The sequence below is a fragment of the Rhizobium sp. 21-4511-3d genome, assembly GCF_053522545.1.
This window is the reverse complement of sequence record NZ_JBNWCF010000017.1, coordinates 52,856-74,700: the sequence shown is the minus strand read 5'-3', so window position 1 is coordinate 74,700 and position 21,845 is coordinate 52,856. Positions and strand designations below refer to the sequence as shown.

Here is a 21,845-nt window from a genome sequence, read left to right as displayed (position 1 = left end):
CCATGGCGGCCGCTCCCGTCATGATCGTTGATGCCGCGGATCCGCGGATCGCGGAGTTCCGCGAGATCCGCGAGCGTGACCTGACGGGGCGGCAGGGACGGTTCATCGCCGAGGGCACCGTCGTGTTGCGCATGCTGGCGCAGGCGCATCGCCGCGGCACCTTCGCCGCCGAAAAGATCCTGCTGCTCGCCAACCGGGCGGCAGGCGTTGCCGATATCCTTGCCGAATTCCCGGACGATGTGCCAGTCTATATTGCCGAAGCCGAAACGCTCGATGGCATTGTCGGCTTTCACCTGCATCGCGGCGTGCTGGCGCTCGGCCGGAAGCTTTCTCCCGAGACGAGCCTCCTCGACCGGCTGCCGGAACAGGCGCTGGTGATTGCCGGATGCGGCATTTCCAATCACGACAATGCGGGATCGATGTTCCGCAATGCGGCGGCCTTCAAGGCCGATGCGATCTTCCTCGACGAAACCTCCTGCGATCCGCTCTACCGCAAGGCGCTGCGCGTCTCGGTCGGTTCGGTGCTCAGCGTTCCCTATGAGCGCAGTGGTTCTGCGCTGGGCCTGTTGAGCGGGCTCGCGGAACGCGGCTTCGATATCTGGACGCTGTCGCCGCGCGGTACCGTCGATATCCGCGGCATCCCGGCGTCGCCGCGCATGGCGCTGGTGGCGGGAACCGAGGGGGAGGGGCTGCCGGCGGAGATTCTCGTGCGCTTCCGCAGTGCCCGGATTCCACAGTCCGAGGGGCTGGACAGCCTGAACGTCGCGACGGCAACAGGCATCGCGCTGTTTTCCATGGCATCTGCCGCCAAGCGGATCTGACGCTTACTTGTCTTCGGTGAGGATCGCGGCGGCACGGCCGGCGAGATTGAGGCGGTCCTGAGCGCCGGTCTCGGCGGTTTCAGGCAGCAGCTTGCGGATCGGCGAGGTCTCGCCTTCCTTCAATGCCGTCAGCGCCACCACCTTGGCAGCGATCGAGGCGATCTCTTCGCGCAGCGCGCTGTCCTTGCCGGTGACTGTCTTGGCCTTGAGGATGCGGTCGGAGACGTCGGCGCTGCGGGCGCGGACATCGTCGGCCAGACTTGCGGCAACGGCGGCAGGATCGATGCTCTCTTCCGGCTCGGCCGGTGGTGCGTCGGGAAGCGCGTTCAGCAGTGAGCCGGAAACGCCGGCGTCGCGCATGGCGCGGCTTGCCTTGCGCAGTTCGGAATTGGCGCCCTTCAGCTGTTCCTTCAGCTTGGCGATTTCCTGCTGGCGGCGGGTGAGCAGCGTTTCCTTGTCGGAAGCGGATGCCGTTTCGCGGGCAGCCTTGTCTTCCAGGCGGATCACCATGTGTTCCTGCTGGGTCAGCTTCTGCTCGGCATCTTTGGCACGCTTCTGCAGGAGATTGACGTCCTGGCGCAGCGTATCGCGCTCGTCGCGCAGCGCATTGGCGCGGAACTTGACGCTTTCGATCTCGGTTTCGCGAGCCGCCATGTCGATCTTCAGGTTGTCGGACTGTTCGGCAAGCTTGTTCAGGCGGCTGCGCAGCGCTTCGAGTTCGCCTTCCTTCTGCGAGCTCGACTGCTCGGCAATGTGCAGGCTGGTCTTCAGCTGGCTGATATAGTTCTCGTCCTTGCGCAGATGCGAGCGCAGTTCGGCGGCCTCGACGTTGAGATCGCTGATCTGGCCCTGCAGGGTGCTGATCTCGGCGGCCAGCCGGCCGGCATCGAGCGCCAGCGAATCGTGGCGCAGCTGCAGCGACAGCGACTTCTCGCGCTCGCGGGCAAGATCCTGCGTGGTGCGGGCATTGTCGGCGGCGTAGAGGGCGCGGACCATATCCTTCTGGGCGCGCACTTCCTGCGGGCTCAGCGGCATCGTCGCCTTCATCCGGTTTTCCGTATACCAGACGATGCGGCGGTGGATGGCGGGGGAAACCAGGAAGACCAGGAAGGCCGCTGTCAGAAAACCCAGCCCGAATAGAAGAGCGTATTCGATCACGGCGCGGTCAATGCTTCCAGAAAGTGATTTGCTTCGCGCCAATGATTACGCACGCGATGCGCGCGCGGCAAGTGGCGGATGGGTGACGGCGGGCAAGAATCCCGCCGTCCACTCCATTATCAGAAGGGGTTCCAGGTCGGGCCGGGGGTGATCTTCAGGTAGCCGACATTGACGCCGAGGCGGGCGCCGACGCCGGTGCGGATCGGCACGACGAGGACATTGTTGTTCTTCAGAAGCGTCATGCCGAAGCCGGCGATGACGAAGGCCTGGCCGCTGACGCCGCCGAAACGGGCATAGATGCTGTCGATCGAGGGAAGGTCGTAGACCAGCATCATGACGCGGGTGCCCTGGCCGCCGTAATCGATGCCGAGCGACGGGCCCTGCCAGTAGAGCGGATGCTCGCCGGCATTCTTGGTGTTGAGCTGGCCCTCGCCATAGGTCAGGCCGGCGATGAAGGCGCCAGAGCCTTCCTGGCCGAGAATGTAGCCGTTCGGCAGGCCGTATTTCTGGAATGCGGCTTCGACAACCTTGGCGAGGCCGCCGCTGGTGGAGCCAAAGAAGGAGTGGCCGGCGTCGACGATCTCCTGCACGGTGTACTGGCTGCTGTTGGCCTGCTGGGCGGCCGCCTGCTGCGAGGAGAGCATGAATGCAGAAATGGTCAGCGCGACAATAAGCCGGCAGAAGCCCATAAATCTTCTTGGGGATTGAAGGTGCATGGTGTCATCCGTTCATCATGGTCGGTTCAATGAGCCGTTTCCGGCAATTGACGCATTTTGCTCCGATCGTCTTAACAATCGGTTTACCAAATATGGTGTCATTATGGCGCCGAGTACGGGCGCAAACTTCGTGCAATTTTGATCAGGCAAGATATGGCGGAATGAAGTATTCGCCATCAGGAGACGATGATGTCCAAGAACCCAAATCTTACTTTGACCGGCCCGGACCTGGCTGCTCTTCTTTGCAGCCGCGTGTGCCATGACGTCATCTCGCCCGTCGGCGCCATCAATAACGGTCTCGAACTGCTCGACGAGGGCGGCGCCGACGCCGATGCCATGGATCTGATCCGCACCAGCGCGCTGAACGCCTCCGTCCGCCTCAAGTTCGCCCGCCTTGCCTTCGGTGCCTCCGGCTCCGTCGGCGCGTCGATCGACACGGGCGAAGCCGAGCGTGCCGCCAAGGATTTCGCGGCCGCGGAGAAGAAGACCGAGGTCACCTGGACTGGCCCGCGCGCCATCGTCGCCAAGAACCGCGTGAAGCTGCTGCTGAACCTGTTCCTCGTTGCCTACTCCTCGATCCCGCGCGGCGGCTCGATCGAGATCACGCTGGAAAATCCGGAATTCGACGCCAAGTTCAAGCTCGTCGCCAAGGGCAAGCTGATGCGCATGCCGCCGAAATTCGTCGAGATCGCTTCCGGCCATGTCGAAGAGGCTGTCGATGCTCACTCGATCCAGCCCTATTACACCGTCCTGCTCGCCGAGGAATGCGGCATGCAGCTCGGCCATTCGGCAACCGGCGAAGAGATTATTTTTACAGCCGAAATCGCTGCGGCCTAACGTTACGGTTGCATGAGAGCAGTTTGTCTCTTTCTCGGTAAGACTTCCTTAGCCTAATCGACCTATCCTTTCAGGCTGAGGAAGCGCCACCGGGACAGAAGTGGGGCGAAGGAGCAGTCATGCAGCGTTTCATGATCACCGACAGTTCGGACGTCGTTCGCAAGGTCGGAAAGCGTATCCTGTCCGAACTCGATTTCCTGGTCAGCGAGGCGTCAAACGCTTCCGAAGCGCTGTCGGCCTGCCAGACGGAACTGCCCGATTACCTCATCGTCGATTCCGGCATCGAGGGCGCCCTCGAGCTGATCACCACCATCCGCGGCATGGATGGCGGCAAGGAAGTGAAGATCTATTACTGCGTCATCGAAGCCGATCTGAAGAAGCTGATGGCCGGCAAGCGGGCAGGGGCGACCGACTTTCTGCTGAAGCCCTTCGACCGTAAGATTCTGACCGCCGTCTTCGGCAACCGGGCGATCGCCGCCTAATTCTCTTCCATTTCAAGTTCTTACGATGCTCGGGCCTGTCCCGAGCATTTTGCGTTTGTCCATGCAGTGGCAGATTCCCGCTACCTTCGACCCGCAAAAACAAAAAAATCCCGCCGGAAGGGCGGGATTTCTGAATTGGTAAAGGGGGTTCGGTATCAGGCGCTTTCGGCGTATTCGCTGCCATCGGGCTCGCGCAGCACATAGCCGCGGCCCCAGACGGTTTCGATGTAGTTGGCGCCGCCGGCAGCATTCGCAAGCTTCTTGCGCAGCTTGCAGATGAAGACGTCGATGATCTTCAGTTCCGGTTCGTCCATGCCGCCATAGAGGTGGTTCAGGAACATTTCCTTGGTGAGCGTGGTGCCCTTGCGGAGCGAAAGCAGCTCCAGCATCTGGTATTCCTTGCCCGTCAGGTGAACGCGCTGGCCACCGACTTCGACGGTCTTGGCGTCGAGGTTGACGATGAGCTCGCCCGTCATGATGACCGACTGAGCGTGGCCCTTCGAACGGCGGACGATGGCGTGGATGCGGGCGACGAGCTCGTCCTTGTGGAACGGCTTGGTCATGTAGTCGTCGGCGCCGAAGCCGAGACCGCGGACCTTGTCTTCGATGCCGGCCATACCCGAGAGGATGAGGATCGGTGTCTTGACCTTGGACAGGCGGAGAGTGCGAAGCACTTCATATCCGGACATGTCGGGAAGGTTCAAATCGAGAAGGATGATGTCGTAATCATACAGTTTGCCGAGGTCGACGCCTTCTTCACCGAGATCGGTGGTGTAAACGTTAAAACTCTCGGACTTGAGCATCAGTTCGATGCTCTGCGCTGTCGCGCTGTCGTCTTCAATCAGTAGTACCCGCATTATTATCCCCTTTACCGCCGCCGAAAGGTGGTCTGGCCCCCTACGCGATACCGAAATATGTCACTGCGTGATTTGGAAGCTGCCACGAAATGGTTAACAAATTCTATTCCACTCTGGCAAGGGGTAACGAATTTATTAAATATTTTGTCCATTCCGCTGTTTTCCAACGAGAATCCGCAAGGCCAAATCCTTAACTTTTACATTAAGAGCGGCCGCTAAGCGATTCATTCGACTCAGCAATGAAAAGGTTTCGGAAATCGCGTAGTGATGTTTACCGAGCCTTAAATCATCGGGCCTATCATTAACGATGCCCGTAAACGAAAGGTTACCAGCGGTAGGTTTTTGTTAATACCGACGGAAATTTTTTGGGCAGACCGTCTCAAAGCGGTGCGCAAGGGGCAATTTAGTAGAGCCGGGGTCTCGCATCACTGGAGTAATGCGTATGAAGTCGCGTGAGAGCCTAGTTCGCCTGAAGGAATTTCAGGTGAACGAAAAACGACGTCAGCTGCAGCAATTGCAGATGATGATGTCGGAATTCGAACGGATGACGAAGGATCTGGAGAGCCAGATCGTCGTCGAAGAGAAGAAGTCCGGCATTTCCGATCCGAATCACTTCGCCTACCCGACCTTCGCCAAGGCCGCTCGTCAGCGTGCCGACAATCTTCAGGTTTCGATCAAGGAACTGAAGATGCAGGAAGAAGCTCTGGAACAGGCGCTCGAGGAGATGCAGGCAGAATATGCCCGCGCAGCCGCCCTCGAGGAGCGTGACGGCGCAATTCGCGCACGGGCGTAATCAAGCTGGCGATGGATGCCGTCACCGGCATCCTGGGGAATCGCCGAAGAAAAAGCCACGTATGATGGGCCTCAGTCCGTCATACGTGGCTTTTGGTGTTTTCTAGCCTCTCAGTTCACGACATCGCGCCATTCCTCATGACGCTGGGACTGTGCCTTGAAGAAAGGGCAGAGCGCGAAGATCTTCCAGCCGCCCTTGCGGGCTTCCTCGACGGCGTGCAGGGCGAGTGCCTGGCCGACGCCCTTGCCGCGCAGGGCATCGGGAACGCCGGTGTGGTCGATGATGACGAGCTTCGGCGAGGTGCGGGAATAGCTCATTTCGGCCTCGTGTCCCTCGACTTCAGCGACATAACGGCCGCCCGAGGCATTTTCTTCGTTGCGGATATCCATTCTATTGTCCTCCGAAAGAGTTGCGTTGCCCGAACGTGGCATGGCGGGCAGGGGCTCACAAGCCGGGGCAGGTGGCGACGCAGTGTTCATCGGATTGACGGGGGAGAGGGATTGATGGCGAGATTGTCGTGGATAAAGCCGGTGCTTCTGGTTGCGGCGCCGTTCTTTCTGGCGCTTGGGCTGGTGCTGCCGCTGATCCGCTTCGAGACGCTTTACTTTTTCGACGAGACGCCGTCGCTGATCGGGATCATCGCTTCGCTGTGGAGCGGCGGCGATGCATTGCTTGCGGCGATCGTCGTTCTCGTGTCGATCATTCTGCCGGTCTGCAAGATTGTCAGTCTCGCCGTTGAGGCGACAGCGGCCGGCGGCGGAACCGGCAGCTGGTTTTATCGTCACGCCGTACCTCACCTGTCCAAGTGGTCAATGATGGACGTTTTATTGGTGGCGGTCGTGATTGCGGCGGCAAAGACGACGGGGCTTGCGGATGCTTTCACCCAGCCCGGCCTCTGGTGCTACGCCGCGTCGACAATAATTTCGGGCCTTCTTCATTCTCTCAGCGAGAATGCGTCCGGCCCGAAGTAATGTCGTTGCCTTGCGGCGATTAGTGGCGGTACTGCTGGATACGTGTCGTGCGCAGGCCGGCAAGGCCGTGGCTGCTGATCGACGACTGCCAGGACAGGAATTCTTCAACGGTGAGCGTGTAACGCTCGCACGCTTCTTCCAAGCTCAACAGGCCACCGCGAACTGCCGCGACAACCTCAGCCTTGCGACGGATCACCCAGCGCCGGGTATTCGGCGGGGGAAGGTCCGCAATCGTAAGCGGGCTGCCATCGGGGCCGATGACATATTTTACTCGGGGTCGTATCATTTCGGTCATTGGGACTCTCTACACAACTCAAGACCACAGATGGCACTCTAGCCCGTCACATTTAAAAATTGCCTAAACTGATCGTAAGACTTTGATAACAACTTTAAGTGCCGGAGCTACCCACCCCGGGACGAACTTCCGTTACGTCAATTTGAGCCGGCTGCATGGCTCCCATGCGTAATAAATAATATCTATATTTCGCGGGAAGATTTATAAGCGCTGCAACATTAAGAATGAGCGCAAGACATCGTCTCCGTTCTTCTCGCAGTATCAGTCAAAGAATAGTGTTTGCAGCTCCCGTCACACCGACGCGGGGCTTCGCGGCTTTCTTTTGCTGTTTCCGGCGCCGTGGATGGCCTGCCGGTGCGAGAGCTGGGCAGGCGCGCGCGGTTGAGGACATAAGAGATGACGAGACGTGAGCGCGCAGTGCGTAACTGCGCAGACGATAACGCTTTTTCGCTTTCTACCACCGCCCGCCAAGGCGATCTCAAGATCGAGTTCAAGCGCAGCCTTGAGCGCATGACCAAGGAAGCGGGCTTCGATTTCTTCCTTATTGCATCCTTCCCACGCGGCGACGCCACCTCCTTTGTCGAAAACCGTATTGCCAGTAACTGGCCGCAGACGCTCGTCAACCTCTATGAAGAGGCCGACATGTTTTACTGCAGCGAGCTGGTTAACGCGCTGAAGCACACGATCATCCCGGTCTATTGCAATGCGGGAACTTTTGGCGGCGCGGCTGCAAATATTGAAAACCGCCGGTTGAACGCGGTCTTCCAGATGCATGGCCTGCAGGCAACTTTCGGCTTTTCGCTGCATGACGCTGATCTAAAACAGTACATCTTTGCATTCTCGGGAACACGCGCTGCGCTGGAATATGAAGAGCAGATGGCACTTTTCTTCGCGGCCATGCAGGCGCTTGACCGGTTCAGCATTGCCAATCGCGGCGAAGAAGGACCGGCGGAAACGCTGACGCGTCGCGAAATCGAATGTCTGCGCTGGTCGGCGGCTGGAAAAAGCAGCGACGAGATTGCCATCATTCTCGATCTCTCGTCGCATACCGTCGTCGGCTATCTGAAGAGCGCGATGCGCAAGCTCGATTCAGTCAATCGCATGCAGGCCGTCGCCCGTGCGCTCCGCTACCGCCTGCTCTGATCCTTAGAGCAGGATCGCACTGATCTCCGTTTCTCCGGCGCCGAACTTATATTGCGCCGTTCCCGTATGCAGGATCGACAGCCAGTCGCCGGCGGCAAGCTGTGCGAGGCCGAAGGCCGTCTGTCTTGATGCGACGGTGGTCGCCGCACCGGCGATCGCCGCAAGCGCGGTGCTGCCATTGGCTTCCAGCCGCGCGCCATAAGCCGAGCTCGTCACGGTGCTCACCGACAGAATCAGCAGGTAGAGACCCGAGGCCGGAACCGTCAGGCGGTTGCCGCTGCCGGAGGGGACGGCTGCGCCAAGCGAAAAGCCGCCCTGCTGCACATGCAGCGCGTTGAAGCCGGTGCGGGTGTTGTTGCCGGGCGTCGTGGTCGCCGCCGCCAGTGCGGCGCGGGCGACCGGGCGGGCAGGGGTCTTGACGATGCCACCTGCGGCGATCGCCAGCGCCGTCTCCCAGGCAGACCCGTCACCGCTGACCTTGATTGCGAATTCATCATTTCCGGCAAGTCCCATCTCGGCGCGGCCCGACCAGTTGGACTGGAAGAGCAGCGATGCCGTTTCGGCGGCCGATGCCTTGTTGACCTTCACCTGATGGCCGTGGCCCTCGTGATTGAAGAGGCTGGCGGGGGAGGCGACGGCCAGCCGGTTCTGTGCGTCGGCGCTGGCGTTCAGGCCGAGAAGCGGCAGGCTGGCCGGCGGTGGCGGTACCAGATCGCTCCAGACGCCGGCGGCGAAGACGCGGAGCCTCGATACGGCGGCGAAATAGGCCCGCCAGCCATCGCGCGGCAGAATGTAGATCCAGGCGCCGTCCTGCCGGAAGGCGAGACGGCCGTCCTTACCAGACCAGGCGCCTGTTGCTCCCGACCCAATGAGATAGCAGGCGCCTTCGGCCGGGTCTTCCGGCGCGGCGGACGCTTCGGCTGATATCGTTAACTGGGTGACGGCATCGATCAGCTGCAGCGCTTCGTTATGGGTGACGTGCTTCTGGGCCTGCGACGGCAGGATATAGGGAAGGGCGAGATTGACTGTCATGTCGGACATGTATGCGGCCTCCATAGCGGTGCCACTGATCTTATGTCCGCTCAGATGCGCGGGGAGGGCAAGGCTCGCTTCCCGCTGATCTCCAAGCCATTTCGGCCTTGCTTATGCGCGCTGCAGCGCCCGCTTGCGGCTGCCCCAGGAGATGAAATCCGGATTGACGAAATCCGGATCGCCGGGCTTGCCGTAGCCGAGAGGCTCGCCGTCCAGCGTCAGCGTCGTGCCGCCCGCGGCCCTGAGCACGGCGTCACCCGCGGCCGTGTCCCATTCCATCGTGCGGGTAAAGCGCGGATAGACATCGGCCTTGCCCTCGGCGAGCAGGCAGAATTTCAGCGACGAACCGATATTGGTGCATTCGGAAATGGCGTGCTTCTTCAGGAAGCTGTCGGTGGCCGGGCTGTTGTGGCAGCGGCTGGCGAGCGCCAGGCGATGCTCCGGCTCGTCGCGCACGGCGATCTTCTCGCGGCGGTCAACGGTGAAGTCGTCGCCGACATGCAGTTTCTCGGCGCTGCCCGATTCGCCGACGAAGGCGACGCCGAGGGCAGGGGCGTAGACGATGCCCGCCAGCGGTACGCCGTTTTCGATATAGGCGATATTGACCGTGAATTCCTTGCGCTTGTCGACGAACTCGCGCGTGCCATCGAGCGGATCGACAAGGAAGAACGGTCGGCCGGCGATGTCAGGCACATGTCCCGCGGCAACCGATTCCTCGGCGATGACAGGGATGTCGGGAAAATCGCGGCTCAGATGCGCCAGGATGATGATCTCGGCTTCATGATCGGCGAGCGTCACCGGCGTGGCATCGGCCTTGGTCGAGACGGCGCATCCGGCGCGGAATATCTCGATGATCTTCCGTCCTGCTTCCAGGGCTGCATTTTCGAATGTCGATAGCATCGGCTCTTGCGGTTTGGGGCCGGGAAGCGAACCCGGCGAAGCGGCAACTATAGCCGCAAATATAGGGATGAGGCCAGTGTTTTGCATTTTTCCTGGTCGTCGCAGTCAAAGGCGGTGGCCTGGAATAGTTTTCACCGGCTCGCGTTTTAGCTGGTCAGAATTTGCTTCGAATTCCAGTCTTGTGGAATAGCATTCGCAAATCCGAAATGATGGCTGCCACCGAATTGCCGCAATGGTTAATCCACAGGCGCGGTTTGGCTAAATTTTTGTCATATAATGCCTTTTTCGTGTGGATTTTGATTTGTATCGCGCCATTTAAGCGCAGTTGAGCAAGAATCTGACTCAGTAAAGCCTTTTTGTCTTCACATTTTCCCTGAAAGCGCTATGCATGCGGCTACGAGGTTCCGATTTAAAAGCGGAGCCCTAACCAAAAAGAGATGCAGCCATGTTGGTTCGCATCCAGGGGAAATGACATATGGAGTACTTTATCCAGCAGCTCTTCAATGGGCTGACTCTTGGATCCATCTATGGTCTCGTCGCTATTGGCTATACGATGGTTTACGGCATTGTCGGCATGATCAATTTCGCCCATGGCGATGTCTTCATGCTCGGTGGTTTCGCTGCTCTTATCGTCTTTCTCGTTCTCACATCCATCTTTGCAGGTCTTCCGGTAGCAGTTCTTCTGCTGGCGATGCTTGTTGTTGCGATGCTGATGACGAGTTTGTGGAATTGGACGATCGAGCGAGTTGCATACCGTCCGCTGCGCGGTTCGTTCCGCCTGGCGCCGCTGATCACCGCGATCGGCATGTCGATCACGCTTTCCAACTTCATCCAGGTGACGCAGGGCCCGCGCAACAAGCCGATCCCGCCGCTGGTAAGTTCGGTCTATAATATCGGCGGTATCTCGGTCTCGCTGAAGCAGATCATCATCATCGTCATCACCGTCGTTCTCCTGGCTGCCTTCTGGTACCTCGTGAACCGCACGGCGCTCGGCCGCGCCCAGCGCGCCACCGAGCAGGACCGCAAGATGGCGGCGCTTCTCGGCGTCAATGTCGACCAGACGATCTCCATCACCTTCATCATGGGCGCCGCGCTCGCTGCCGTCGCCGGTACGATGTACCTGATGTATTATGGCGTTGCGTCCTTCACGGATGGCTTCACCCCTGGCGTCAAGGCGTTCACGGCTGCCGTTCTCGGCGGTATCGGCTCGCTGCCGGGTGCAGTCTTCGGTGGTCTGCTGATCGGCCTCATCGAGTCGCTCTGGTCCGCATATTTCACCATCGCCTACAAGGACGTCGCGACCTTCGCGATCCTGGCTTTCGTCCTGATCTTCAAGCCGACCGGTATTCTCGGACGGCCGGAAGTCGAGAAGGTATAAACGTCATGGCAAACATCGAAACTTCCGCAGGCAAGCCCGAGGCCGGGCTTGTCCAGAAGGGTATCCGTGAAGCTTTCTTCACCGGTCTCGTCTCGCTCGGCCTGTTCGTTCTCTATGTCGGTCTCGGCACGCAGCAGAACATCAACAACGAACTGATCATCGTCCAGCGCTGGGGCCTGCTTGCGATCTTCGTCGCAATCGCCGCCATCGGCCGCTTCATCATGGTCGTCTTCGTGCAGCCGAACATCAACCGCCGCAAACTTGCCAAGGCAAAGCACGGCGAGCTCGATATCTCGACGGACAAGGGTTTCTTCCACACGCATTTCCTGAAGATCGCTCTGGTGGCGCTGCTGCTCTACCCGATGGTGATCTATGCGCTGGTCGGCGCACAGGGCTCGCTGAAGTGGGTCGACAACTTCGGTATCCAGATCCTTATCTACGTGATGCTGGCCTGGGGTCTGAACATCGTCGTCGGTCTCGCCGGTCTTCTCGACCTCGGCTATGTCGCCTTCTACGCTGTCGGCGCCTATTCCTACGCGCTGCTCTCCAGCTATTTCGGCCTGTCCTTCTGGGTGCTGCTGCCGCTTTCGGGCATCTTCGCCGCTCTCTGGGGCATCATCCTCGGCTTCCCGGTCCTGCGTCTGCGCGGCGACTACCTCGCCATCGTGACGCTCGCCTTCGGTGAAATCATCCGTCTCGTCCTCATCAACTGGACCGACGTGACCAAGGGTACCTTCGGTATCTCCGGTATTCCGAAGGCAACGCTGTTCGGCATTCCGTTCGATGCGTCCGCCGGCGGCTTTGCCAAGCTGCTCGGCCTGCCGATGTCGTCCGCCTATTACAAGATCTTCCTGTTCTATCTGATCCTGGCGCTCTGCCTGATCACGGCCTACGTCACCATCCGGCTTCGCCGCATGCCGATCGGCCGCGCCTGGGAAGCTCTGCGCGAAGACGAAATCGCCTGCCGTTCACTCGGCATCAACACGGTCACGACCAAGCTCACCGCCTTTGCGACGGGCGCCATGTTCGGCGGTTTCGCCGGCTCGTTCTTCGCTGCGCGCCAGGGCTTCGTCTCGCCTGAATCCTTCGTCTTCCTGGAATCGGCCGTCATCCTTGCCATCGTCGTTCTCGGCGGCATGGGTTCGCTGACCGGTATCGCGATTGCGGCTGTCGTCATGGTCGGCGGCACGGAAGTGCTGCGCGAAATGGACTTCCTGAAGGTCGTCTTCGGCCCCGATTTCACGCCGGAACTCTACCGCATGCTGCTCTTCGGCCTGGCCATGGTCGTGGTCATGCTGTTCAAGCCGCGCGGTTTCGTCGGCTCGCGTGAACCGACCGCCTTCCTCAAGGAGCGCAAGGCGGTATCCGGAAGCTTCACCAAGGAGGGCCACGGCTGATGAGCCCTGTAGAAACGATGTCCAACGATACCTTGCTCAAGGTTGAGCACCTGTCGATGAAGTTCGGCGGCCTGATGGCCATCAACGATCTCTCCTTCGAAGCCAAGCGCGGCGATATCACTGCGCTGATCGGCCCGAACGGCGCAGGCAAGACCACCGTGTTCAACTGCATCACCGGCTTCTACAAGCCGACGATGGGCATGATCACCATGAACCAGAAGGGCGGAAAGCAGTATCTGCTCGAGCGCCTGCCTGACTTCCGCATCACCAAGGAAGCCAAGGTCGCCCGTACCTTCCAGAACATTCGCCTGTTCTCGGGTCTGACGGTCCTGGAAAACCTGCTCGTCGCCCAGCACAACAAGCTGATGAAGGCCTCGGGTTACACGATCCTCGGCCTGCTCGGCATCGGCGGCTACAAGAAGGAAGCGGCAGCCTCCATCGAGCTTGCCCGCTACTGGCTGGAAAAGGCCGATCTGATCGATCGCGCCGACGATCCGGCGGGCGACTTGCCTTACGGCGCCCAGCGCCGCCTGGAAATCGCCCGTGCCATGTGCACCGGTCCGGAGCTGCTCTGCCTCGACGAGCCGGCCGCCGGCCTCAACCCGCGCGAATCGCTGGCACTCAACGAGCTGCTGCGCGGCATCCGCGCGGAAACCGGAACGTCGATCCTGCTCATCGAGCACGACATGTCCGTGGTCATGGAGATTTCCGACCACGTCGTCGTTCTCGAATACGGCCAGAAGATCTCCGACGGTACGCCCGAACACGTGAAGAACGACCCGAAGGTCATCGCGGCCTATCTCGGTGTCGAAGACGAAGAAGTTGAAGAGGTCATCGCGACCGTAGAAGGGGGCGCACACTGATGGCCGGGGAACAGCTTCTCAAGGTTCAGGGCGTCGAGACCTATTACGGCAATATCCGCGCGCTCGCCGGCATCGATGTCGAAGTCAACAAGGGTGAGATCGTCAGCCTGATCGGCGCCAATGGCGCCGGCAAGTCGACGCTGATGATGACGATCTGCGGCAGCCCGCAGGCGCGCACCGGCTCAATCACCTTCGACGGCCGCGACATCACCAAGATGCCGACGCACGAAATCGCGCGTCTGCGTATCGCCCAGTCTCCGGAAGGACGCCGTATTTTCCCGCGCATGACCGTGCTGGAAAATCTGCAGATGGGCGCCGGTCTCGATAACCTCAAATACTTCCACGAAGACCTCGAAAAGATCTTCGTGATGTTCCCGCGCCTCAAGGAACGCCAGACGCAGCGCGGCGGCACGCTTTCGGGCGGCGAACAGCAGATGCTGTCGATCGGCCGCGCGCTGATGGCGCGTCCGAAGCTGCTGCTTCTCGATGAGCCGTCGCTCGGCCTCGCGCCGCTGATCGTCAAGGGCATCTTCGAGGCGATCAAGAAGCTCAACGAAACCGAAGGCCTGACCGTCTTCCTCGTCGAGCAGAACGCATTTGCTGCCCTCAAGCTTTCGCATCGCGCCTACGTGATGGTGAACGGCAAGGTGACGATGAGCGGTTCCGGCAAGGAACTTCTCGCCAATCCCGAAGTCCGTGCCGCCTATCTCGAAGGCGGACGGCATTGATCCGGGCAGAAGGGAGACTTTGATATGCAGGGACTTTTCTTCGAACCGGACATGGGCGTCAGAACCGTCATCCGCGCGCTGGTCATGCTCATCGGTTTCTGGACCGCATGGCGCGCCGGCAAGGCCGCAGCCGAGGGCTGGAGCGATTACCCGCTGGTGATCGCCTATACCTTCCTGCTCGCCTGGGTGATGCAGTTCCTGCATCACGCGCTGTTCAACGGCCCGATGCTGAGCGGCTTCTACTACATCATCGATTTCGTGCTGCTGCTCGTCTTCTCGACGGCCGGCTTCCGCTTCCGCCGTACCAATCAGATGGTCAACAACTATTACTGGCTGTACGAAAAAACTTCCGCGTTTTCGTGGAAGAACAAACATTGACAGCCCGTTGAAACTAGGCATGAATTGCCTCAGCGGCGGTGCCCGGAAGCAAACGGAAATCCGCCACTGATAAAAAATCGAAGGGCATGGCCCAGGCCGGCAAAGCGTAAAGCAGCCGGTTCATGCCCCCAGAGAGGAACAGCTTTCCCCAGCGCAGTTATTGGTGGGTAGTGCGCTTGGGTTTGGACCGGAACCCGCCCAAAAATTGGGAGTAAAAACATGAAGAAGTATCTTCTGTCGGCAGTGGCTCTGACGGCTATGGTTGCTTTCAGCAACGCCGCTCGCGCTGACCTGCTGGTTGGTGTTGGTGGTCCGCTGACCGGCCCGAACGCTGCGTTCGGTGCACAGCTTCAGAAGGGTGCCGAACAGGCAGCTGCTGACATCAACGCTGCTGGCGGCATCAACGGCGAGCAGATCAAGGTCGAGCTCGGCGACGACGTCTCCGACCCGAAGCAGGGCATCTCGGTCGCCAACAAGTTCGTTGCTGACGGCGTCAAGTTTGTCGTCGGTCACTTCAACTCGGGCGTTTCCATCCCGGCTTCTGAAGTCTACGCAGAAAACGGCATCCTCGAAATCACCCCGGCTGCGACCAACCCGCAGTTCACCGAGCGTGGTCTCTGGAACACGTTCCGTACTTGCGGCCGTGACGACCAGCAGGGCGCGATTGCCGGCAAGTATCTTGCCGACCACTTCAAGGACGCCAAGATCGCTGTCGTTCACGACAAGACGCCTTACGGCCAGGGTCTCGCTGACGAAACCAAGAAGGCCATGAATGCCGCTGGTATCACCGAAGCCGTCTACGAAGGCATCAACGTCGGCGACAAGGACTTCTCGGCCCTCATCGCCAAGATGAAGGAAGCCGGCGTTTCGATCATCTATTGGGGTGGTCTGCACACCGAAGCTGGTCTCATCATCCGCCAGGCAAAGGACCAGGGCCTGAAGGCAACGCTCGTATCGGGTGACGGTATCGTTTCGAACGAACTGGCTTCGATCGCTGGCGACGCTGTCGAAGGCACGCTGAACACCTTCGGCCCGGATCCGACGCTGAACCCGGCCAACAAGGACCTCGTCGAGAAGTTCAAGGCTGCCGGCTTCAACCCGGAAGCTTACACCCTCTACTCCTACGCTGCGATGCAGTCGATCGCAGGCGCTGCAAAGGCCGCTGGTTCTAACGATCCGGAAGCCGTTGCCAAGGCCATGAAGGAAAAGGGTCCGTTCCCGACCGTTCTCGGCGACATGTCCTTCGATGAAAAGGGCGACCCGAAGCTCCCGGGCTACATCATGTACGAATGGAAGAAGGGCCCGGACGGCAAGTACAGCTACTTCCCGCAGGCCGCGAAGTAAGCATCGCTTGCACGGTTCCGACCGTTTAGAGGAAGCCCGGTTTCGACCGGGCTTCTTTGTTTTTGGCGACGGTTCTGCGCCGGAGTGACGTTTTCAATCCTGATGCGATGGGCTAGCTTTCACGCCCTGCCAGAATTCAGAAACGGAAATTTCGATGTCCCGACCGCGCATTCTCGTCACCCGCCGCTGGCCTGCCGCTGCCGAAACCGCTCTTGCCGAGCGTTTCGACGTGACCCTCAACGAAGCTGACCTGCCGATGACCGCCGATCAGCTGCGCCAGGCGCTCGCCGATTATGACGCGGTGCTGCCGACCGTCTCCGACAAGCTGCCGGCATCCGTCTTCGAGGGCAGTCCGCGCGCAAAAATCCTCGGCAATTTCGGCGTCGGCTACAATCACATCGACGTCGCGGCCGCCAAGGCCAAGGGCATTGCCGTGACGAATACGCCGGGCGTGCTGACGGACTGCACCGCCGATATCGCCATGCTGCTGCTGCTTACCGTCGCGCGGCGCGGCGGAGAGGGCGAGCGTCAGATCCGCGCCGACGAATGGAAGGGCTGGTGCCCGACACATATGATCGGCACGAAAGTCTCCAGCAAGACCGTCGGCATCATCGGTTTCGGCCGCATCGGCAAGGCCTTCGCCCAGCGCTGCCATTTCGGCTTCGGCATGGATGTCGTCTTCTACAATCGCTCCAAGGTCGATGAGGCCGAAGCCGCCCGCTACGGCGCCCGTCAGCTTGCGACCGTCGAGGACGCGCTCGGCGCTTCCGATTTCGTATCGCTGCATTGCCCGGGTGGGGCCGAAAACCGGCACCTGATGAATGCGGCGCGCTTTGCTGCGATGAAGAAGGGGGCGTTCCTGATCAACACGGCGCGCGGCGATGTCGTCGACGAGACGGCGCTGATTGCGGCTCTGCAGACCGGTGTGATCCGTGGGGCCGGGCTCGACGTCTACGAGGCGGAGCCGCAGGTGCCGGAGAAGCTGAAGGCGATGGAAAACGTCGTCCTTCTGCCGCATCTCGGCAGCGCGACGGAGGAAACGCGCACGGCCATGGGGATGAAGGTGGTGGAGAATATCACGGCGTTCTTCGAGGGTCGGGAGCCCGCGGATCGGGTGGTTTGAGGGTTGGTTGGCTGAGGGTTGAGCAAGTCTGCTTTCGGGCTCCGAGCAAGTTCGCCCCCCTCTGCCCTGCCGGGCATCTCCCCCACAGGTGGGGAGATGACTCGTGGCGCGCTCCCGCATTCATTGAACCAATGTGCTCTCAGCTTCGATTTCTGGATGCCAGGGCGAGCGGGTGCGCCCAGCCAATCTCCCCACCTGTGGGGGAGATGCCCGGCAGGGCAGAGGGGGGCGAACTTGCTGGAAGCTCGCGGGTCAAGCTAGGCCCAACGCGCGCCTACCCCTCATGCAACACATGCGCCGCCTTCACCGCGGCCGACGCCCGGTTTTCCACCCCGAGCTTCACATAGATCTGCTCCAGATGCTTGTTCACCGTCCGCGCCGAGAGCCCCAGGATCTCGCCGATATCGCGGTTGGCCTTGCCCTTGGCGATCCACAGCAGCACTTCGGACTCCCGCTGGGTCAGCGAAAAATGCTGGCGCAGCACCGCGTCGTCGCTGCGCTGGCTGATGGCGGTCAGGCGGAAGAGGTATTCGTCGGGGCCGATGGTGCCGAGGAAGGCGAGCTGGAGGGCGGGTTGGCCGGCGTGAGTAATCGAGAAGGCGGCGTCGCGGCCGGTCGCCATGCGGTCCTTCATCCAGACGGCGATATGGGCGGTGACACTGGCGAGCGCATCGTCGCTGCCCATGGCGGCGTTGACGAGGCGGGTTGCCTGGGGCGTCGACCAGTGGATCTTGCCGTCGCCCTTCACCGCCAGAAGATGACGGCCGGCGGCGTCGAGGGCGACGCGGGCGCTTTGCGTCGAGCGGGCGTTGCGCAGATGGACGCGGATGCGGGCGCGCAGCTCGTCGATATTGATCGGCTTCGTCAGGTAGTCGACACCGCCGGATTCCAGCGCGTGGACCACATGCTCGGTTTCCGTCAGGCCGGTCATGAAGATCACCGGCACCTGGCTAACGGCGGCGTTCTCTTTCAGCTTGCGGCAGGTCTCGAAGCCATCCATCGAGGGCATGACGGCATCGAGCAGGATGAGATCCGGCGTGATGCGCTCGACGATATTGAGTGCCGCCGAGCCGGAGGTGGCGATCAGCACGGAGAAACCGGATTGCTCCAGCGCATCGGTGAGGAAGCCGAGCGCCTCGGGCGAGTCGTCGACCAGCAGCACGATATCGCGGGGGTGGGCCTGATCAGCCAATGGTTTCCACCTTTTCGTTGAACCGGTGCAGGAAGGTCATGCAGCCGTCGAGATCGAACGCCGCCACATAGGCGCGAAGCTCCTCGGTAAATGGCTGATTTGCCTCGTCCTTGGCAAGGTCGTTGAGCTTGGCTTCGATACCCCGGATGTAGCCGATTTCGCAGAGCCGCATCAGTTCCGCGACATGGGCGATGCCGGGGCTGACAAGCGGCGGTTTCGGCGGTGGGGCGGGCGCTGCCGCCGTGTCCGCGTAGGTCCATTTCAGGCCGAGATGCAGCGCCAGCTTGTCGCGCAGCTGCCTGATATCGACGGGCTTGCCGATCGCGTCATTATGGCTGTCATCGCTTTCGGCTGTCGCTGCGGCATCGCCGATATTGGCGGACAGCATGACGATAGGCGAGGTCTGGCCGTTTTCGCGCAGGCGCGAGGCGAGTTGCCAGCCGCTCATGCCGGGCATGGAGATATCGACCAGGAAGAGATCGGGCTGGATGCCCTCGATCAGCGTCAGGCAATCGGTGCCGCTGGCCGCCGTCAGCACGACGAAATCGAGCGGCGCCAGGATTTCCCGCATCATCTCGCGGTGATCCTCGTTGTCGTCGACGACGACGATGGTGCGGCGCGGGCCGTCATAGCTGACGATCTTCTTCTCCTGTGGCGGCGCGGTCATCTCGCGCATGACGGCCGAGAGCATCAGGCGGACGCGGAAGGTCGAGCCCTGGTCCTTCTCGCTCGTCACCAGAATTTCGCCGCCGAGCGTATTGGTCAGAAGCCGGGTGATCGTCAGGCCGAGGCCGAGGCCCGGCATCGGGCGGATGCTGTCGGCCTCGCCGCGCTGGAAGGGTTCGTAGATGCGGCTCAGATCCTTCTCGGCGATGCCGCGGCCGGTATCTGAAACGGTGAAGGTCGCGACCTGACTGCGATAGCCGACATCGAAGGTGACGCTGCCCTCGTCGGTGAACTTGATGGCGTTTGAGAGCAGGTTGACGAGGATCTGGCGCAGGCGCTTCTCGTCGGTGCGCACGAATTGCGGCAGCGACGGCGTGCGGTCGTGAATGAAGGCGAGGCCCTTGGCCTGCGCCTGCGGGCGGAACATGTCGACGATCTGGTCGAGGAAATCCTGGATGTTGATCTCGTTGGAATAGACCTGCAGGCGCCCGGCCTCGATCTTGGAGATATCCAGCAGCCCGTCGATCAGACCGGAAAGATGCTCGGCCGAGCGGCGGATCACCTTGATCGAGGATTGGCGCGGCGGCGGGATCGTCTCGTCGCGCTCGAGGATCTGGGCATAGCCGAGCACGGCATTGAGCGGCGTGCGCAATTCGTGGCTGAGGCCGACGACATAGCGGCTCTTGGCGCGGTTGGCGGCTTCGGCGGTTTCCTTGGCGTTCTGCAGCGCGGCGTCGGTCTTCTTGTGGGCGGCGATTTCCTTCAGGAGCAGCGTGTTCTGGCGTGAGGATTCCTCCTCGGCGACGACGCGGCTGTCATGGGCGAGCACATAGAACCAGCAGACGACACCGGCGATGACGGCGAAGACGAAGAAGACGATTAGGATGGTGCGGTTGACGACTTCGGCGGTCTCCGGCGAGGCGGAGGCCACCTGATGGGCGATCATCGCCAGGATCGCGCCGACCGCGGTCAGCGCCAGCACGACGGCGATGCCGTAGCGGCCGAGGCGGGTCGTCAGTTTCTGCACCACGGTTTCCGGCAGTACGGCCTTGGCGACGGTGCCGACCTGGGCGTTCAGCCGTGCCTTCGGCTTGCACATGTCGTGGCAGCGGCTGTCGAGCGAACAGCAGAGCGAGCAGATCGGCGCGGCATAGGCCGGGCACCAGGCCATGTCCTCGGGCTCGAACGGGTGTTCGCAGACCGAGCAGGTGATGCTTGTCAGGGTCTTCCAGCTGTGGCGCGGCTTGCGGGCGAGGTAGAACTTGCCCTTGGTCGCCCAGGCGATCAGCGGCGAGGCGGTCAGCGCTATGACGAGGGTGATATAGGGCGCGAGCGAGGCGGCGATCGGGCCGAAGGCGCCGAAATGGGCGATCAGCGAAATGCCGGCCGAGAGCGTCATGGCGCCGAGGCCGACCGGGTTGATGTCATAGAGATGGGCGCGCTTGAACTCGATACCGGGAGGGGCGAGGCCAAGCGGCTTGTTGATGAAGAGATCGGCGGAGATGGTGCAGAGCCAGGCCATGGCGATGATCGAGAAGATGCCGAGCGTCTCCTCCAGCAGCCGGTAGATGCCGAGCTCCATCAGCAACAGCGCGATCGCCACGTTGAAGATCAGCCAGATGACGCGGCCGGGATGGCTGTGGGTCAGGCGCGAGAAGAAGTTCGACCAGGCGAGCGAGCCCGCATAGGCGTTCATGACGTTGATCTTCAGCTGCGAGACGACGACGAAGGCGGCCATCAGGAGCAGGGCGGCGTTGTGCCAGGGGATCATGTAGCCGAAAGCGGTCAGATACATCTGCGCCGGATCGGCGGCGCGGTCGACTGGCACGCCGGCCGTAAAGGTCAGCACGACGAGGAAGGAACCGGCCAGCAGCTTCGGCGCGCCGATGATCACCCAGCCGGGACCGGCGAGGAAGACGGCGAGGCGGTGGCGCCACTTGCGCTGCCCATCCGGCGGCAGGAAGCGCAGGAAGTCGGCCTGTTCGCCGATCTGCGACATCAGCGCCAGGATGACGGCAGAGGCGGCGCCGAATTCCACGAGGTTGAAATCGGCCACCGTGCCGGGCGGTCCGGAGGCGTGGCGGATGCCGGCGAAGGCGCGCCAGACATCGAACTTCTCCCAGTCGAGAAAGGCGATAAAGATGAAAGGCAGAACGTTGAGGATGATCCAGAACGGTTGGGTGACGAGCTGGAAGCGGCTGATCAGCTTGACGCCGTGCGTCACCAGCGGGATCACCATCACGGCGCTGATGATGTAGCCGATCCAGAGCGGAATGCCGAGCGTCAGCTCCAGCGCGCCGGACATGATCGAGGCCTCGATCGCAAACAGCATGAAGGTGAAGCTGGCATAGATCAGCGAGGTGATGGTCGAGCCGATATAGCCGAAGCTGGCGCCACGCGTCAGAAGGTCGATATCGACGCCGTGGCGGATCGCGTAGCGGCTGATCGGCAAGCCAATCATGAGCATGGCAATCGAGGCGACGATGATGGCGAAGAAGGCGTTGGTCGTGCCGTAGGAAAGGGTGATCGCCCCGCCGATCGCCTCCAGCGCCAGGAAGGAGATGGCGCCGATCGCCGTCTGCGAGATGCGCTGCGAGGAAAACTGTCTTGCGCTCTTTGCGGTGAAGCGCAGCGCATAGTCCTCGAGCGTCTGGTTCGCGACCCAGCGGTTATACTCGCGCCTGACCGGAATGATGCGTTGCCGCGCTGCCATGCTGCTCTGCCGGTCCCTTCGTTCCCCTTGTCATACTTCCGTAACATGGATGGCCGGA

At 61.1% G+C, this 21,845-nt stretch carries 22 protein-coding genes; 13 read left to right on the top strand and 9 right to left on the bottom strand.

Going from position 1 to position 21,845, the window contains the following annotated elements; genetic code table 11:
* The first annotated feature begins 2 nt into the window (after positions 1 to 2).
* Entirely contained in the window at positions 3 to 821 is an 819-nt protein-coding gene (locus ACQZ5H_RS28215) for a TrmH family RNA methyltransferase (protein ID WP_449099645.1), read from the top strand.
* A 3-nt stretch (positions 822 to 824) separates the two neighbouring features.
* Here the strand turns inward: ACQZ5H_RS28215 and ACQZ5H_RS28210 are convergent, their stop codons facing one another.
* Both ACQZ5H_RS28210 and ACQZ5H_RS28205 read right to left on the bottom strand, forming a co-directional pair.
* Complete coding sequence (locus tag ACQZ5H_RS28210; RefSeq protein ID WP_449099644.1) at positions 825 to 1,979, bottom strand: hypothetical protein; 1,155 nt, start codon at positions 1,977 to 1,979, stop codon at positions 825 to 827.
* A 119-nt stretch (positions 1,980 to 2,098) separates the two neighbouring features.
* Complete coding sequence (locus ACQZ5H_RS28205; RefSeq protein ID WP_449099643.1) at positions 2,099 to 2,695, bottom strand: DUF1134 domain-containing protein; 597 nt, start codon at positions 2,693 to 2,695, stop codon at positions 2,099 to 2,101.
* Between the two features lie 189 nt (positions 2,696 to 2,884).
* Here ACQZ5H_RS28205 and chpT point away from each other — a divergent pair, with 189 nt between their 5' ends.
* Both chpT and ACQZ5H_RS28195 read left to right on the top strand, forming a co-directional pair.
* Positions 2,885 to 3,532, top strand: a complete 648-nt coding sequence (gene chpT, locus ACQZ5H_RS28200) for a histidine phosphotransferase ChpT (RefSeq protein ID WP_112711440.1) — start codon at positions 2,885 to 2,887, stop codon at positions 3,530 to 3,532.
* A 119-nt stretch (positions 3,533 to 3,651) separates the two neighbouring features.
* Entirely contained in the window at positions 3,652 to 4,014 is a 363-nt protein-coding gene (locus ACQZ5H_RS28195; protein ID WP_112711439.1) for a response regulator, read from the top strand.
* Between the two features lie 155 nt (positions 4,015 to 4,169).
* Here the strand turns inward: ACQZ5H_RS28195 and ctrA are convergent, their stop codons facing one another.
* A complete protein-coding gene (gene ctrA / locus ACQZ5H_RS28190; RefSeq protein WP_112711438.1) occupies positions 4,170 to 4,871 on the bottom strand; it encodes a response regulator transcription factor CtrA in 702 nt (233 codons plus the stop codon).
* Between the two features lie 442 nt (positions 4,872 to 5,313).
* On the opposite strand from ctrA, the gene ACQZ5H_RS28185 reads away from it, so the two are divergent.
* Positions 5,314 to 5,664 (top strand): flagellar export protein FliJ, encoded by a 351-nt coding sequence (locus tag ACQZ5H_RS28185; RefSeq protein WP_112390402.1) that lies wholly within the window; start codon positions 5,314 to 5,316, stop codon positions 5,662 to 5,664.
* A gap of 110 nt (positions 5,665 to 5,774) precedes the next feature.
* On the opposite strand, the gene ACQZ5H_RS28180 is transcribed toward ACQZ5H_RS28185, so the two are convergent.
* Complete coding sequence (locus ACQZ5H_RS28180) at positions 5,775 to 6,053, bottom strand: GNAT family N-acetyltransferase (protein WP_112711435.1); 279 nt, start codon at positions 6,051 to 6,053, stop codon at positions 5,775 to 5,777.
* Positions 6,054 to 6,167: 114 nt separating this feature from the next.
* Between ACQZ5H_RS28180 and ACQZ5H_RS28175 the strand changes: the two genes are divergently transcribed.
* Positions 6,168 to 6,635: a paraquat-inducible protein A gene (locus ACQZ5H_RS28175; RefSeq protein WP_449099642.1), complete on the top strand. Its 468-nt coding sequence runs from the start codon at positions 6,168 to 6,170 to the stop codon at positions 6,633 to 6,635.
* Positions 6,636 to 6,654: 19 nt separating this feature from the next.
* Here ACQZ5H_RS28175 and sciP read toward each other — a convergent pair whose 3' ends face one another.
* Positions 6,655 to 6,930 carry a CtrA inhibitor SciP gene (gene sciP, locus ACQZ5H_RS28170; protein ID WP_034476390.1) on the bottom strand — a complete coding sequence of 92 codons (276 nt, stop codon included), beginning with the start codon at positions 6,928 to 6,930 and terminating at the stop codon, positions 6,655 to 6,657.
* 396 nt (positions 6,931 to 7,326) lie between these two features.
* Here sciP and ACQZ5H_RS28165 point away from each other — a divergent pair, with 396 nt between their 5' ends.
* Positions 7,327 to 8,073: a LuxR C-terminal-related transcriptional regulator gene (locus ACQZ5H_RS28165; protein ID WP_130283983.1), complete on the top strand. Its 747-nt coding sequence runs from the start codon at positions 7,327 to 7,329 to the stop codon at positions 8,071 to 8,073.
* A 3-nt stretch (positions 8,074 to 8,076) separates the two neighbouring features.
* Here ACQZ5H_RS28165 and ACQZ5H_RS28160 read toward each other — a convergent pair whose 3' ends face one another.
* Both ACQZ5H_RS28160 and cysQ read right to left on the bottom strand, forming a co-directional pair.
* A complete protein-coding gene (locus ACQZ5H_RS28160; RefSeq protein ID WP_449099641.1) occupies positions 8,077 to 9,114 on the bottom strand; it encodes a DUF2793 domain-containing protein in 1,038 nt (345 codons plus the stop codon).
* 102 nt (positions 9,115 to 9,216) lie between these two features.
* Positions 9,217 to 10,005, bottom strand: a complete 789-nt coding sequence (gene cysQ / locus ACQZ5H_RS28155; protein ID WP_449099640.1) for a 3'(2'),5'-bisphosphate nucleotidase CysQ — start codon at positions 10,003 to 10,005, stop codon at positions 9,217 to 9,219.
* A gap of 475 nt (positions 10,006 to 10,480) precedes the next feature.
* Between cysQ and ACQZ5H_RS28150 the strand changes: the two genes are divergently transcribed.
* From ACQZ5H_RS28150 to ACQZ5H_RS28120, 7 genes are all read left to right on the top strand, one after another.
* On the top strand, positions 10,481 to 11,383 hold the full coding sequence (locus tag ACQZ5H_RS28150; RefSeq protein WP_075856523.1) for a branched-chain amino acid ABC transporter permease: 903 nt from the start codon (positions 10,481 to 10,483) through the stop codon (positions 11,381 to 11,383).
* A gap of 5 nt (positions 11,384 to 11,388) precedes the next feature.
* Entirely contained in the window at positions 11,389 to 12,780 is a 1,392-nt protein-coding gene (gene livM / locus ACQZ5H_RS28145) for a high-affinity branched-chain amino acid ABC transporter permease LivM (RefSeq protein ID WP_112711430.1), read from the top strand.
* A complete protein-coding gene (locus tag ACQZ5H_RS28140) occupies positions 12,780 to 13,643 on the top strand; it encodes an ABC transporter ATP-binding protein (RefSeq protein ID WP_449099639.1) in 864 nt (287 codons plus the stop codon). The genes livM and ACQZ5H_RS28140 overlap by 1 nt, the downstream gene beginning before the upstream one ends.
* Positions 13,643 to 14,371, top strand: coding sequence for an ABC transporter ATP-binding protein (locus ACQZ5H_RS28135; protein ID WP_075856526.1), 729 nt, complete (start codon positions 13,643 to 13,645; stop codon positions 14,369 to 14,371). Before ACQZ5H_RS28140 ends, ACQZ5H_RS28135 begins: the two co-directional genes overlap by 1 nt.
* A 24-nt stretch (positions 14,372 to 14,395) precedes the next feature.
* The gene (locus tag ACQZ5H_RS28130; RefSeq protein WP_112711428.1) at positions 14,396 to 14,749 is read left to right on the top strand and encodes a DUF6867 family protein; all 354 of its coding nucleotides are present in this window, start codon (positions 14,396 to 14,398) and stop codon (positions 14,747 to 14,749) included.
* A 219-nt stretch (positions 14,750 to 14,968) separates the two neighbouring features.
* Positions 14,969 to 16,093 carry a branched-chain amino acid ABC transporter substrate-binding protein gene (locus ACQZ5H_RS28125; protein ID WP_112711427.1) on the top strand — a complete coding sequence of 375 codons (1,125 nt, stop codon included), beginning with the start codon at positions 14,969 to 14,971 and terminating at the stop codon, positions 16,091 to 16,093.
* Between the two features lie 154 nt (positions 16,094 to 16,247).
* Entirely contained in the window at positions 16,248 to 17,216 is a 969-nt protein-coding gene (locus tag ACQZ5H_RS28120; RefSeq protein WP_449099638.1) for a 2-hydroxyacid dehydrogenase, read from the top strand.
* A 274-nt stretch (positions 17,217 to 17,490) separates the two neighbouring features.
* On the opposite strand, the gene ACQZ5H_RS28115 is transcribed toward ACQZ5H_RS28120, so the two are convergent.
* A complete protein-coding gene (locus ACQZ5H_RS28115) occupies positions 17,491 to 18,408 on the bottom strand; it encodes a response regulator (protein WP_449099637.1) in 918 nt (305 codons plus the stop codon).
* Positions 18,401 to 21,787, bottom strand: coding sequence for a hybrid sensor histidine kinase/response regulator (locus ACQZ5H_RS28110; RefSeq protein ID WP_449099636.1), 3,387 nt, complete (start codon positions 21,785 to 21,787; stop codon positions 18,401 to 18,403). Before ACQZ5H_RS28110 ends, ACQZ5H_RS28115 begins: the two co-directional genes overlap by 8 nt.
* Positions 21,788 to 21,845 lie beyond the last annotated feature (58 nt).